We start from the raw sequence: 12996 nt of genomic DNA, 5'->3' as shown, positions 1-12996 counted from the left end.
GATCAACGCCTTGCCTGCTCTATGGTTGTCGACGCTTAGCCGAGGAAGACGACGCGGCGCTTTTCCTTGCCGGCCTGGATACGGGCCAGCAGATCGCGATACTCCGCCGTGCCCTGGACCTCCTTGCGGGTGCCTTCGAAATAGATGGTGTCGTCCATGTGCTTGGTCAGCATGTCGGCCGACCACTTGTGGCCGGTGAACAGCAGGTCGGCGACCTTGCCCGCGACCGGAAGCGAGCCGGCCACGGTGTCGATCAGGATGATGGCGACGATCTGGATGACGATCATCGGCGCGGCCCGCGCCCGCACGGCGTCCATGATGATCAGGCCGCCCGCGCCCAGGCTGTAGAGCTCGCCCGCGCCGGGGATCCAGGTCAGCAGGCCGTCCAGGCCCACGCCCAGCGGCCCGACGCCGACGACGTTGTCCGACAGCTTCTTTACCCGCTCGACGTTGCTTCGGATGTTGTGCAGGTCGAGATGCGACTTGGCGAAGATCACCAGGAAAACTCCGGGAGCAAAAACTGGGGTCAATCTGCCTTAACCATCGGCGCGCAGGAAGTGGCAGAGCGCCAGATTCCCGCCTCGCGGGAGAATGGCGTCAGAAAGTGACGCTTTGTGGGGGAGCCCCTCGCGAAGGGCGACGTTTACGCCTAAGTTAAGGACGTTGGCGCGTGCGTCGCACAGGGGTTTATCCATGCTGATCTCGACCACGCCCTTCATCGAAGGCCGGCCGGTTCAGGACTACAAGGGCGCGATCTACGCCCAGTCGATCCTGGGCGCCAATGTGGTGCTGGATCTGATGGCGGCGATCCGCGACTTCATCGGCGGCCATTCCAAGTCCTACGAACGGGTTCTGGCCCGCGCTCGCGAGGACGCCCTGAAGAACCTGGTCAAGGAAGCCGAGAAGCTGGGCGCCAACGCCATCGTGGGCGTCGATCTCGACTACAATACCGTCGGGCCGAACGGCTCGATGATGATGGTCTCGGTGTCTGGGACGGCGGTCGTTCTCTAGGCCATTTTCCGACGCGGTGGACGCCGGTTCCGGCGCCCGCCGCAGGCCAGCCCTCATGCGTAGCCGAGCAGCGCCCTGAGACCTGGCGCATGGAAGTCGACCACGCGCTTGTGGACCTCGGACAAGACCTTGGGCAGCTCCGCCGTCACATTGAGGTTTTCGCTGGCGGTGCGGCTCTCGCGGCGGTCGGCGCCGGCCTCGACCCGGTCGCGCCAGTCAGTCGGCAGCTCCAGGCCGCAATCGGCCAGCAGTTGTGCAAAGAAGGCTTCCGCCCGCCTTGAGCCCAGGTCGTTGAGGCTGTCGATGATGTCTTCGTAGCGCACGACGACAGCGCTGGAGCCCATCCACGCCACGGCGTTGAGGGCGAAGATGTCCTTCAGGTCCGGCACTTTTCCGTGCGCGCCCATGATCATCATCATCATGACATCCTCAGGAGATGCCGCGCCGCCCTTGATATGGTTCAGGTTTCCCTGAAACTCGTCCGACAGATAGAACCGCGCCCGGGCCAGCACCCAGTCATAGGGATCGCGCACCAGCACGATGTGGCGCACGTCGCGCAGGGCGATGGCCGACTCGTCCGAGAACAGCATGTGCCCCCAGCTGATCATCGGCTTGGCCTTTGAGAACGCCTCGGGTCCGAACTGCCGCAGGATGGCGTGCTGGATGTATTCGCGCCGCCAGTGCTGCTCGGGGGCCACGAACATCCGCAGGATGTTGCGGATCAGGTGGGTGCCGGCCTTGGGCACGCTGTTCAGATAGACCGGTGTCGTCAGCGCAGCGCGGTCGAAGCGCAGGCCGATCTCATCGAGATTGTCGGGCTTGCCCCGGATAATGGCGTTCACGCGAGCAGGCTCCAAACACGGACAGCGATACAAAAACGGCGGCGGGTCGCCCCGCCGCCGTCATGTTAGTCCAATCCGCTAAGACTAGAAGCGCGCCGTGATGTTCAGGAACAGGCGGCGGCCGTAGTAGTCGTACTGCGAGGCCAGAACCGAAGCGCCGACCGTGCTGTAGTTGCCCTGCGCGCGTGACACTGCCGGGGGCTCTTCGTTGAACACATTGGCCACGCCGCCGAGGATCGACCAGTCGTCGAACTTCTTCTGCAGCGAGAGGCTGTGATAGGCCGTGAACTCGGTGTGGATCTTGTAGAAGGTGGTCCCCGCCGTGTTCTTGTCGGCATAGTCTTCGGCGTCAGACGCCTTGCCGATCATGTCGATGCCCCAGAAACCCGTCCAGTCGCCCTTGGTCAGGCGGAAGTTCAGCTGGCCGGTCCAGTCCGGATTCTCGACGAAGCCGTTCTCATCGATCGTCGTGCCGGCGAACAGGGCCGTGGTGTCCTCAAGTTGCCAGGTCGACTGCAGGTCGACGGTCAGCTTGCTGTCCCAGGGCAGGTCCTGACCATAGCGAACGGTCAGGTCGATGCCGCGGTTGGCCTGTTCGGCGATGTTCAGATAGTTGTTCGTGACCTTGCTGATCAGGTTCGAGCCCGGCGTGCGGGTAAACAGCTTGCAAAGCGGATCGGTCGGGAAGGACAGCGAACGATAGCAACCCGACACGATGCGCGCGGCGCCGAGCTGGGTGATCTCGTCATTGACCTCGATTTCGAAGTAGTCGACGGCCACGTTCAGGTCGGCGAAGCTGGGGGTCCAGATCACGCCATAGGTGACGGCCTTCGAGGTTTCGGCCTCCAGAGCGCCCTTGCCGCCGCCCGCCGTGACGGTGGCCGACGAGCCAGCGCCCGAATGGGTGCCCGGAATGCCGGCGGCGGCGCAGTTGTTGGCGACGTATTGCGGCAGGTTGCCCTGGGCCAGGTTGGTCGCCCAGCGGATGCAGGGATCGAGCGTGCGCTGTGACGCGAAGCTCGTCTCGGCGTTCTTGTACAGCTCGAACAACGCCGGGGCGCGGAACGAGGTGCCCTTGGTGGCCCGCACGCGCAGCGACGGCACGATCTGCCAGTTCAGGCCGATCTTGTAGGTGTCGTCCTCGCCATAGCTGTTGACCTTGGTGTGGCGACCCGACAGCGACAGTGCGACATTCTCGGCGAAGGGCAGGCCCTTCAGCAGCGGAATGCTCAGTTCGCCGAAGAATTCGCGGGCCAGGTCGTCGCCCTTGGTGATGCCGGCCGTGGAGGAACCCCACACATTGCCGGCCAGGGTGACGGCGCCAGGCGTGTCGCTGATCGAGTCCTTGCGGTAGTGGAAGCCGAAGGCGGCGCCCACGTCACCGGCCGGCAGCTTGAACAGCGAGCCCGAGGTCGAACCTTCGATGACCAGTTGCTTGTAGATGGTCTCGCCGGCTTCATTGTCGAACAGGAAGCCTTCTTCGGCGGCCGTGTACTTGCCAGCCAGGAAGTCCGGTGTGACCCAGCTGACGTCCACGCAGGCCTTCTTGCTGATCGGCGTGACCTGGCCGACGCAGGAGCCGCTGCGGAAGGCGCCGATATCGACAGCGTCCTTCAGGATCACGTCACGTGAATAGACGCCCTTGGAGTGGCTGTACTGGCTGAAGACGTCCCAGTCCCAGCCCTTCAGGAAATCGATCTTGCCGAAATCGCCGCGCAGACCGCCGACATAGCGTTGATAGTCAACGCGCTGGCCGTCTCGGTTGCGATTGGTGACCGGGGTCGGCGACAGGATGAAGTCACCGGTGAAGCCGGCGCTGAACGGGTCGATGTCGCCGGTGTAGAAGTAGCTCCAGAACTGGCGATAGCCATTGCTCTTGGTGGCGCGGCGGTTCAGCAGCAATTCGCCATAGACTTCGACGCTGTCGTTGATGTCGAACGCGCCCTGGGCATAGACGGTCGAGCGCTCGTTGCGCGGCACCAGCGAGGAATCAAGGTTGAACGGGCTGTTGTAGTCCAGAACGCCGTTGTCGGCGGCCTGGGGATCATCGCTATAGCCGACGGTGTAGAAGCCGGCGGGCGCGCCCGGATAGTTGGCCGCCTGGCCCGGCGGCACGCGGGGGATCAGGCCGCCCAGCTTGCCGTCATAGTCGTACTGCAGCTTGCCATCGAGACCGGAGAAGTTGAAGTCGTAGAGCCAGATCTGATCATACAGCAGGTCGCGGCACTGGGCCGAGCCGGTGCGGGGATCGATGGTGTCCTTCCGCTTGCCGCTGGAGTCGGTGATGTATTGCCGGCCGCAGTTGGTGTAGCTGCGGTCGCCCACGCGCTGCTCGGCGGTCTTCGAATAGTCGTAAGAGACGTTCAGGAAGCCGCGATCAAAGGTCTTGCCCCAGCTGATGCTGCCGCGCGACTGCTCGCCGCCCTTGTCCTGGGGCTGGCTGACGAAGGCGTCGATCTCGAAGCCGTCGGTGTCGCGCTTGGTGATGATGTTGACCACACCGGCCACGGCGTCGGAGCCGTAGATCGACGAGGCGCCGTCCTTCAGGATGTCGACGCGCTCGATGGCGGAGACCGGGATGACGTTCAGGTCGACGGCGGACACGCCGCCGCGCACGCCGGCCGGGCCGGTGCGGCGGCCGTTGATCAGCACCAGGGTGCGGTTGGCGCCCAGGCCGCGCAGCGAGACGGTTTCAGCGCCGGGGCCGCCGTCAGTGACGAAGGCGCTGGAAATGGCGGAGGTCACCTGCGGCGAGCCCGAGGCGATCGTCGAGGTCTGCAGCAGGCCGGCGGCGGTCGAGATGCCCTTCAGCTTGCCTTGCTCGGCGCTGATCACCTGGATCGGATCGGGGCTGTTGAACTCGCTGCGCTTGATGCGCGAGCCGGTGACGATCAGGGCTTCGACTTCGGTCGCCTCGGGGGGCTTTTCGTCGGTGGTGGTCAGCGGCGCGGCGGCTTGAGCCAGGGCGATCGTCGGTGACATGACACTGGCGGCCAGCCCGGCGATAACCGTGGAGGCTAGAAGATGCTTACGATGATTGGACATGACAGATACGGCCTCCGTGATTTCGCAGAATGTGGCGAGTTTTGAAGAGCACTCACCCTAAGCGAGCAAGACTTGGCCACATCTAGAAATGAACTTTTCCGGGCGCCCACCGCAACTTATACGTCGCATTGCCGACGCAATTTCGACACGGTGTGACATTCGGCACGCACTTGTCGGCTCAGTAGGCGCCCGGGGGCGCCATCTGACGGCTTGGCCAGATTCTCCTGATCGCTATTGTAGAGTTCTGGTCGCAAGCCGCACCTCGGCCGCGACTCACCCTTCCGCCCTGGAGCCCCCTGTGAGATTCGTTCCACGCCTGCTCATCGCGACCGTCGCCAGTCTGCTGGGGCTGACAGCCCCGGCGCTCCACGCCGCGCCCCTGCCCGCCAAGGTCTTCTCCGACCCGCCGGCCATCAGCAACGTGCAGATCTCGCGCGACGGCAAGCACATCGTGGCCCTGACCTCGCCTGCGGGCCAGAGCCCGACGATCTCAGTCTGGGCCACCGACGCGCTGGACAAGCCGCCGGCGGTTATCTCGGCCGCCAAGGTCCGCATCCTCGGCGTCAGCTTCCTGAAGAATGACCGCCTGCTGGTGCGGACGATCCAGACCTTCACCCAGGGCAATGACAAGGGCCACCTCACGCGTCAGTACGTGTCGGACCTGGAGGGCAAGTCGTGGACGACCCTATTACCGGATACGCGGGCCAAGTCTGAGCTCGAGGCCTATCTGGCCAAGTTCGACGATGCGACCCTGATCGACACCCTGCCCGCCGATCCGCGCCACGTCGTGGTCGAAGACGCGCGGATCAACACGCGGGGCGACATCGTTAAAGTCGACATTTACTCCGGCGAGACCGAGCGCCTGATGCGCGGCTCGGATCGCTTCTTCGGCTTCGATCTGGATCTCAAGGGCGAGATCCGGACGCGCCAGGAACTGAACTACGACAAGGGTGCGGTCTATATCGCCCAGTGGATCCGCGATCCGACCAATGGCGAGTGGTCAGAGCACTTCCGCTGGTACGCCAAGGACCGTGAACCGGTCTCGATCGTCGGCTTCACCGAAGATCCCAACATCATCTACATTTCGTCCAGCCGGGGCCGCGACAAGGCCGGTCTGTATGTCTACGACATCAAGGCCCGCCAGATCGTCGAGCCGCTGCTTGAGCACAAGCTGTTCGACGCCGGCGGCGTGATCACATCCAGCGCCGTCAGGGACTATGGCCGGGTGCTGGGCTTCAGCTATGCAGGCCCGACCAACAGCATCTACTGGACCGACGAGATCCTGGCTGCGCTCAACAAGGGCCTGCGGACGGCGCTGGGCGTGAAGACCATCGCCATGAACTGGGTTGATCCCGCCACCGGAGCGGCGACGCGCCTGCCCGTGACCGACGGCGCCGACGCGATGATCACCGACTGGTCAGAAGACCTGAAGCATTTCATCGTCGAGAAGTCCGGTCCCGGCAATCCGGGCGAGTACTACCTGCTCAACGCGTCCGGCACCCTGCAACTGCTCGGCAAGGTTCGCCCTGACCTGGACACCGCCTCGCTGGGCGCGACGCGGCTGGTGCAGTATGCGGCCCGCGACGGCTTGATGATCCCGGCCTTCCTGACCACGCCGCCGGCCGGCCAGTTCGGTCCCGGCCCCTACCCCACCCTGATCGAGCCGCATGGCGGTCCCTGGGCGCGCGACAACCTGGAATGGGACACCGCCGGCTGGGTTCAGTATTTCGCCAGCCGCGGCTACGCCGTGCTGCAGCCGCAGTTCCGCGGCTCTGAGGGCTGGGGTCAGAAGCTGTGGCGCGCCGGCGACGGCGAGTGGGGCCAGAAGATGCAGGACGACAAGGACGACGGCGTCAAATGGCTGATCGACCAGAAAATCGCCGCGCCCGACGCGGTCGCCATGTTCGGCTATTCCTACGGGGGCTATTCGGCCCTCGCCGCCGCCATCCGGCCTAACGGCCTGTATCAGTGCGCGATCTCGGGGGCCGGCGCAGGCGACCTGGCCAGCCTCAAGCAGGCCACGTTCGACAACCGGCTCCAGCGCGAGTTCCAGAACCCGACGATCCGGGGCCTGGACGCCCTGGAACAGGCCAAGACCGCCCAGATCCCGCTGTTCATCTATCACGGCGACCGCGACACCAACGTCGATGTCAAACAGTCCCGCAAGTTCGTCGATGCGCTGAAGGCGGCGGGCAAGCCGCACCGCTATCTCGAAATCAAGGACATGGGCCACGGCTTCATCACCATGGAACCGGCCATGCTCGAAACCCAGCTGGTCGAGATCGAAAAATACCTCAACACCGAGTGCGGCCCCGGGGGCATCGGCCCGAGCCGCTGACCCCCGGTTACGACCCTAAGGTCAGCGACCGGGGCCTCAGGCCTCGGTCGCTGCGCCGGCGAAACGCTTGGCCTGGGCGACCCAGGCGTCGCGGTCGACCCGGCCCTTGAGATTGAGCAACTGGTCAATCGACTGGATGTCTTCGGCGGTCCAAGCGGCCATCTGGCTGAAGCTGGTCACGCCCAGTTCGCTCAGCGACGCCGCCAGCTTGGGACCGATCCCGACCACGCGGGTCAGGTCGTCGGCGAGCAGCTTGGCGGTTTCGGTCGGAGCCGCGACCGCAGCCTCGACAGCCACCGCCTCGACGTCTGCCGCCGGTTCGAGCATTGCGACAGGCGCGACGGGCTCAGGAACGATGGTCTCGGCGATTTCAATGAGCGCCTCGGCCGCCAGCTCGCCAGCGGCTTCGACGGCCTCGAGAGTCTCGACCGTCGCTTCTGCGGCAAGCTCGACCGGCTGGAGAAGGACCTCGGTGGCCAGGTCCAGCGCGGGTTCGACGACGGGATCGGCGATCGGCTCGACCCACTCGGCCGCGGGCGGCGCCAGCGGTTCCGGCGCCAGGGCGCTGAGCGCCTCGACATTGACGGCCTCGCGCCAGCGCGACGCCCACCACCACCAGGCGGCGCCCGCAGCGGCCGCGCCGCCGAACATCAGCCACAGCGGCGAGGCCGCGCCGATCATCACGTGTGGCGCCGTTTCGGGGTCGCCCCGCTCGGCCTTGAACTCAGGAAAGAAAGACAGGTTGGAAACCATGGCGCGCGCTCCGGCAACCGCGATTTTTGTGCAATGCAACATAACACAGTTCTGGCGTTCGCAAGTGCGAAAATGTTGCCGTTAGGTCAAGCCAGTCCGGAGACTTTCAGGGCCAGCCCCGTGGCCATCATCACCGCCACCAGGGCCAGCACCGGCAGGCGCAGGGCGAAGGTCAGACCCAGAGCCAGGGCTGTCATGCCCAGGGCGACAATATCCAGGCTGGCGGGGTCAGGAATGGCAGCCTTCAACGGGCCCCAGGCCAGCGCTCCGCCGGTGCGAAACAGCAGATGCGTGGCAAACCACACCGCCAGTTGACCAATGACCCCGACGGCGGCCGCAGAAACCATGGCCAGGGCGCGCGCCGGACGCGGATGTCCGCGCAGGCGCTCGACGAAGGGCCCGCCGGCGAAGATCCAGAGGAATGACGGCGCGAAGGTCGCCCAGGCCGCCATCAGGCCGCCGGCCAGACCGGCGATCCAGGCCCATTCCGGCGCGGCCGCCTGATAGGCGCCGACAAAGCCGACGAAGACGAAGACCAGCACCAGCGGCCCCGGGGTCGTCTCGGCCAGGCCCAGGCCGTCCAGCATCTGGACCGGGGTGAGCCAGCCGAAAGCGGCGGCCGCCTGGCCCAGATAGGCCAGGGCCGCATAGGCGCCGCCGAAACTGACCACCGCCAGACCGCTGAAGATGCCCCCCATCCGCGCCACCACGGAGTCTGGCGCGATGGCCAGGGCCGCCGCGACCGGCGTCAGCCACACGGCCAGCCAGATCGTCACGGTCCGCAGCGTTCCGCCGCGCGCGACAACCGCCTCCGACACGCCCGGCGCGATCGCGCCGCCGCCCAGTCCCCACCCGATCGCGCCCGCCGCCAGGATCAGCAGCGGGAACGGCAAAACCGTAAAGCTCAGCAGGGCAAAGGCGGAGACGGCGATCGCCAGTCCGGCGCGGTCGCGGATCGTTCGGCCGCCGATCCGCAGCAGGGCCTGGGCCACCAGCGCCACCACCGCGGCCTTCAGGCCCAGCAGCACGGGCCCGGCCCATTCCGATCGTCCGTACACGACATACAGCGCCGACAGGCCCAGCATGATGGCCAGCCCAGGCAGCACGAACAGCAACCCGGCCGCCACGCCGCCCCGCACGCCATGCAGCCGCCAGCCGAGCCAGACCGCCAGTTGCTGGGCCTCGGGTCCCGGCAGCAGCATGCAGAAGCTCAGGGCATGGGCGAACCGGGCCTCGTCGACCCAGCCCTTTTCCTCGACCACGGTCTTGTGCAGCAGGGCGATCTGACCGGCAGGACCGCCAAATCCCAAGCAGCCGATCTTCAGCCAAACCCCCAGCGCCTCGCTGAAACTCGGCGCGGGTCCGCTCACGCGCTGGTCCGCCAGACCCTGGCCGCGCCGCCGGCCTGGCCCAGATGGCGGACGATCCAGTCGGTGGCCGCGCGCACGGCGGGCTCGACCTCGGGCGGGGCGCCGACCAGCACCATGGCGCTTCCGTTCATCTTCATCGGATCCAGCAAGGGGCGAAGTCTGACCTCGGCCACTAGCGCGTCATTCGTGACAGTTTCCAGCGCGCGGATGAAGGCGTCAAAGGTTTCCAGGTCCTTCAGCGGCGTCCAGATCGCCAGCACGGCGGCGGGATCGCGCTGCAGCGCCTGGCGCGTCACCTCGACAATGCGGGCATAGTCGTCCGGGCGCTCGAACGGCGGATCGATCAGGATGAAGGCCCGCCCTCCTCGGCCTGCCCGAGCCGCGGCGGTCTCGTAGCCGTCGGCCTTGGACGCCTGGGCGAAGGCGTAGGGCGCCAGCGAGCGGCGCAGCAGGTCGAAATCGTCGTCGCGAAGTTCGCAGGCGGTGTAGCGATCCTCACGGCGCAGGGCCCCGGCGATCAGCAGCGGCGAGCCCGGATAGAGCGGCCCGTCCTGGCCGCCGTTCATGGCCCGCACGGCCGCGACCAGCGGGGCGAACACGGCGGGCGCGTCGACTTCCTGCAGCAGGCGGAAGATCCCGGCGTCGGCTTCGCCCGACCGCCGCGCCATCTCGCCGCTCAGGTCGTAGCCGCCGGCCCCCGCATGGGTGTCGATCACCGACAGGCTGGGCGACCGCGCCTTCAGCGCCTCCAGTACCGCCAGCAGGATCGCGTGCTTCTGCAGGTCGGCGAAGTTTCCGGCGTGATAGGCGTGGCGATAGTTCATGTCTGACGCGGGCTCCCGGAACCGGCGCTTCCTCTATCACGTTGCACGGCGATAGGGAGGCAAACCATGGCCCGCGACACCCACCAGATGGCCCCGATCGCCAGTTCCGCACTGGTCTATTGCGACGACCACCACAACGGCCTGGGCCGACGCGCGACGGCATCGGGCTTTCGCTATGTCGATGTCGACGGCAAGCCCCTGAAAGACGAGGCGACCCTCGAGCGCCTGCGGGGCCTGGCCATTCCGCCCGCCTGGACCGAGGTCTGGATCTGCCCCAGCCAGCGCGGCCACATCCAGGCTGTGGGTCGCGACCATAGGGGTCGCAAGCAGTATCGCTATCACCCGGACTGGCGGGCTGATCGCGACGTGCGCAAGTTCGAGCGGATGGCCGCCTTCGGCCGCGCCCTGCCCCGGCTGCGCAAGCGCGTCGCGGCCGATCTGGCCCGTCGCGGCCTGCCGCGCGAGAAGGTGCTGGCCGCCGTGGTCCGGCTGCTCGAGCTGACCCTGATCCGCGTGGGCAATGACGAATATGCCCGGACCAACAAGAGCTTTGGCCTGACGACGATGCAAAAGCGCCACCTGCGGCTGGCCAGCGGCGGCGCGGTGTTCGAGTTTCGCGGCAAGAGCGGCAAGAGCCACAAGACAGGGTTCCAGGACCGCCGCCTGACGCGCGTCGTCCGCGCGTGCCAGGATCTCCCCGGTCAGCGCCTATTCAAATATGTCGATGAGGGCGGCGAGCGACGGGCCGTCGAGTCCAGCGACGTCAATGACTATATCCGCGCCGCCTGTGGATCCGATTTCTCGGCCAAGGACTTCCGCACCTGGGCTGGATCCCTGGCGCTCATGGAGGGTCTGCGCGCGCTGCCGCCCGCGGAAACCGCGACCGAGGCCAAGCGATCGGTGACCGTGTGCGTCAAGGCGGTCGCGGGCCTGCTGGGAAACACCCCGGCCGTCTGTCGCGCGGCCTATATCCACCCGCGGGTGCTGGAGGCCTATGAAGCGGGGCAGCTGCCGTCCGGCAGGAGCGCTTCGGCGCGCGCCGGCGAACTTGCGTTGTTGCGGCTCGTGGGAAACTAGCCGTGGGCCGCCAGCGCCCGCTTCAACTCGGTCACCATCAGCTGGCGCAGGCCTGGCGGCGAGACGATCTCCACGCCGTCGCCCCAGGTGAACAGGTGCCAGGCCAGCTCCAGCATGCCCGCCGCGCGGAAGGCCACCGTGACCGAGCCGTCCGGCTCGGGCCGCACGGTCTGGGTGGAGTGGAAACGCCAGCGCATCGCATCCTCGGCCCGGTCGGGCCGGATGCGCAGCACCACATCCTCGACCGCGCCGTGATAGATGCCGAAGCTCTCGTCGGCGAAGGCCTGCAGCGAGAAGTCCTCCGGCGGCGGGGCCGGCCGGTCGAGCACCTTCAGGGCCTTCATCTTGTCCAGCCGCCAGGAACGCGGGCGCATGTCCTCGCCCTCAAGGGCCACCAGATAGTTGCTGCGGGCGAACAGGATGCCCAGCGGCGTCACCTCGCGCGTGCGGCCCGGGGTGCTGCCGCCGTCATAGCGGAACGACAGCGCGCTCAGCCCCTTGATCGCCGTGCGGATGGCCGCCAGGGCGGCCTCGTCTTCATAGGGCCGGGGTCCGGCATGGATGGCGATGGTCTCGGCCTGGACCAGGGCCTCGACATCGGGGGCGACCTTGCGACGGGCCGCGCCGCGCAAGGCCGACAGCAGCTTGCGCTCCAGGGCGAACAGCGAGGCGGCCCGGCCGTCGGCGCCCGAGGCCTTGTAGGAATCAGCCGCCGTCCGCAGCGCCGCCAGCTCCTCGGCCGTGGGCGTCTGGAACAGGCCGTCCAGACCGGCGGGAATGCGGAATCGCCGGGTCGGCGGATCGTCGACCACTTCCATCTGGGGAAAGGCGGCCCAGACCGCATCGCGCATGCGCTCAGCCGTGCGCCGACCCACATCCAGGGCGCGCGCCATCTCGTCCAGGGTCATGCCCTCGCTCGATCCCGCCAGCATGCGGGCCAGGTCCAGGAGCCGTGCAGCTTTTTCGTGCCTCATACGTTCTCTATACGACCGAATCTGGCGCACGGCACGTGCAAACAGGTCTGGTCCGAACGAGAGCGTGACAGCTGAAAGTGGATGCCGGTTTCAGCGCTCGTCACGCTCTCCACTTTGAAAGCGAGCCTGTTCGTCCGTTTCGAACGAAACGGTCAGGCTCTCAGGAGACGCCCATGTCCCGTTTTGCCTGCCCCGTCTGGGCCATCGCCCCCGTCAATGCGCCGATGATCTCGGCCGTGCTGGCCTTCGCAGACATTCATCGCGACCTGGGCGCCGGACGCACCCTGATGCGGATCAGCCATGAACGCGCGGCCCGCGCCGATGTCATCCTGCTGCTGGGCCGTGACGCCGAGCGGGTCGTCGATCTAGGCGTGGTGTGGAACGATCGCGAGGACCAGATCATCCGGGTCATCGACGACGCCGAGCGTCGCGACTCGCGTCTGGCGGCCTGGGAAGACGCCTATGATCTGTTCGAGTCCGAGGCGCACCAGCCGGTTGATCAACGCCTCGTGGCCTGACCTGGCGGGGGCAAGGCCTCCGATCCGCACAATCCACAAGCAAGGTTCTGCCTAAAAATGCGGTCTCGACGCCCCCCAAAGGGGCGCCGGGGCCGCAGCGCGTATTTGTGACGACTTCTTGTCGTCGCCCCCATTGCGGAAGCCGCCACCTTCACTCCACGCTGAATTAGCCGGCAACGTCCGAGTGAAAAATCGCGTCAGTATCAAAAGCAGAAAAGTTTGGGAGATAAACGCCGTGGAGAAG

Annotated in this window: 11 protein-coding genes; 4 read left to right on the top strand and 7 right to left on the bottom strand. The window is 66.5% G+C overall.

Features of this window, described 5'->3' with window-relative positions; genetic code table 11:
• Positions 1-35: 35 nt before the first annotated feature.
• Positions 36-500 (bottom strand): DUF4112 domain-containing protein, encoded by a 465-nt coding sequence (locus tag ACW17Z_RS17485; RefSeq protein WP_419255872.1) that lies wholly within the window; start codon positions 498-500, stop codon positions 36-38.
• A 193-nt stretch (positions 501-693) separates the two neighbouring features.
• On the opposite strand from ACW17Z_RS17485, the gene ACW17Z_RS17480 reads away from it, so the two are divergent.
• On the top strand, positions 694-1011 hold the full coding sequence (locus ACW17Z_RS17480) for a heavy metal-binding domain-containing protein (RefSeq protein WP_419320902.1): 318 nt from the start codon (positions 694-696) through the stop codon (positions 1009-1011).
• Positions 1012-1064: 53 nt separating this feature from the next.
• Here the strand turns inward: ACW17Z_RS17480 and ACW17Z_RS17475 are convergent, their stop codons facing one another.
• Both ACW17Z_RS17475 and ACW17Z_RS17470 read right to left on the bottom strand, forming a co-directional pair.
• On the bottom strand, positions 1065-1853 hold the full coding sequence (locus ACW17Z_RS17475; RefSeq protein ID WP_492056930.1) for a hypothetical protein: 789 nt from the start codon (positions 1851-1853) through the stop codon (positions 1065-1067).
• A gap of 84 nt (positions 1854-1937) precedes the next feature.
• Positions 1938-4898, bottom strand: a complete 2961-nt coding sequence (locus tag ACW17Z_RS17470; RefSeq protein WP_492056929.1) for a TonB-dependent receptor domain-containing protein — start codon at positions 4896-4898, stop codon at positions 1938-1940.
• Between the two features lie 298 nt (positions 4899-5196).
• Between ACW17Z_RS17470 and ACW17Z_RS17465 the strand changes: the two genes are divergently transcribed.
• Entirely contained in the window at positions 5197-7236 is a 2040-nt protein-coding gene (locus ACW17Z_RS17465; RefSeq protein ID WP_492056928.1) for an alpha/beta hydrolase family protein, read from the top strand.
• A gap of 36 nt (positions 7237-7272) precedes the next feature.
• Here ACW17Z_RS17465 and phaH read toward each other — a convergent pair whose 3' ends face one another.
• From phaH to rlmJ, 3 genes are all read right to left on the bottom strand, one after another.
• Entirely contained in the window at positions 7273-7989 is a 717-nt protein-coding gene (phaH, locus tag ACW17Z_RS17460; RefSeq protein ID WP_492056927.1) for a phasin PhaH, read from the bottom strand.
• Positions 7990-8075: 86 nt separating this feature from the next.
• Positions 8076-9359 carry a chromate efflux transporter gene (gene chrA, locus ACW17Z_RS17455; RefSeq protein WP_492056926.1) on the bottom strand — a complete coding sequence of 428 codons (1284 nt, stop codon included), beginning with the start codon at positions 9357-9359 and terminating at the stop codon, positions 8076-8078.
• Positions 9356-10183 carry a 23S rRNA (adenine(2030)-N(6))-methyltransferase RlmJ gene (gene rlmJ / locus ACW17Z_RS17450; RefSeq protein WP_492056925.1) on the bottom strand — a complete coding sequence of 276 codons (828 nt, stop codon included), beginning with the start codon at positions 10181-10183 and terminating at the stop codon, positions 9356-9358. Before rlmJ ends, chrA begins: the two co-directional genes overlap by 4 nt.
• 66 nt (positions 10184-10249) lie before the next feature.
• Here rlmJ and ACW17Z_RS17445 point away from each other — a divergent pair, with 66 nt between their 5' ends.
• On the top strand, positions 10250-11260 hold the full coding sequence (locus tag ACW17Z_RS17445; protein ID WP_492056924.1) for a DNA topoisomerase IB: 1011 nt from the start codon (positions 10250-10252) through the stop codon (positions 11258-11260).
• Here ACW17Z_RS17445 and ACW17Z_RS17440 read toward each other — a convergent pair.
• Entirely contained in the window at positions 11257-12234 is a 978-nt protein-coding gene (locus tag ACW17Z_RS17440) for a helix-turn-helix transcriptional regulator (protein ID WP_492056923.1), read from the bottom strand. The two genes, ACW17Z_RS17445 and ACW17Z_RS17440, sit on opposite strands and share 4 nt — an antisense overlap.
• A gap of 173 nt (positions 12235-12407) precedes the next feature.
• On the opposite strand from ACW17Z_RS17440, the gene ACW17Z_RS17435 reads away from it, so the two are divergent.
• Positions 12408-12752 carry a hypothetical protein gene (locus ACW17Z_RS17435; RefSeq protein ID WP_492056922.1) on the top strand — a complete coding sequence of 115 codons (345 nt, stop codon included), beginning with the start codon at positions 12408-12410 and terminating at the stop codon, positions 12750-12752.
• The last annotated feature ends 244 nt before the right edge of the window (positions 12753-12996 follow it).

The sequence above is a fragment of the Caulobacter sp. GSs2 genome, from assembly GCF_058680895.1.
Note: the sequence above shows the minus strand (reverse complement) of the source record. Positions and strands in the feature narration are given on the sequence as shown.

What these genes read in the sequence shown, in the direction of transcription:
- ACW17Z_RS17480 (WP_419320902.1), top strand. Translation starts at nt 694, where the DNA reads ATGCTGATCTCGACCACGCCCTTCATCGAAGGCCGGCCGGTTCAGGAC.
- ACW17Z_RS17440 (WP_492056923.1), bottom strand. Translation starts at nt 12,234, where the DNA reads ATGAGGCACGAAAAAGCTGCACGGCTCCTGGACCTGGCCCGCATGCTG.
- rlmJ (WP_492056925.1), bottom strand. Translation starts at nt 10,183, where the DNA reads ATGAACTATCGCCACGCCTATCACGCCGGAAACTTCGCCGACCTGCAG.
- ACW17Z_RS17445 (WP_492056924.1), top strand. Translation starts at nt 10,250, where the DNA reads ATGGCCCGCGACACCCACCAGATGGCCCCGATCGCCAGTTCCGCACTG.
- phaH (WP_492056927.1), bottom strand. Translation starts at nt 7,989, where the DNA reads ATGGTTTCCAACCTGTCTTTCTTTCCTGAGTTCAAGGCCGAGCGGGGC.
- ACW17Z_RS17470 (WP_492056929.1), bottom strand. Translation starts at nt 4,898, where the DNA reads ATGTCCAATCATCGTAAGCATCTTCTAGCCTCCACGGTTATCGCCGGG.
- ACW17Z_RS17435 (WP_492056922.1), top strand. Translation starts at nt 12,408, where the DNA reads ATGTCCCGTTTTGCCTGCCCCGTCTGGGCCATCGCCCCCGTCAATGCG.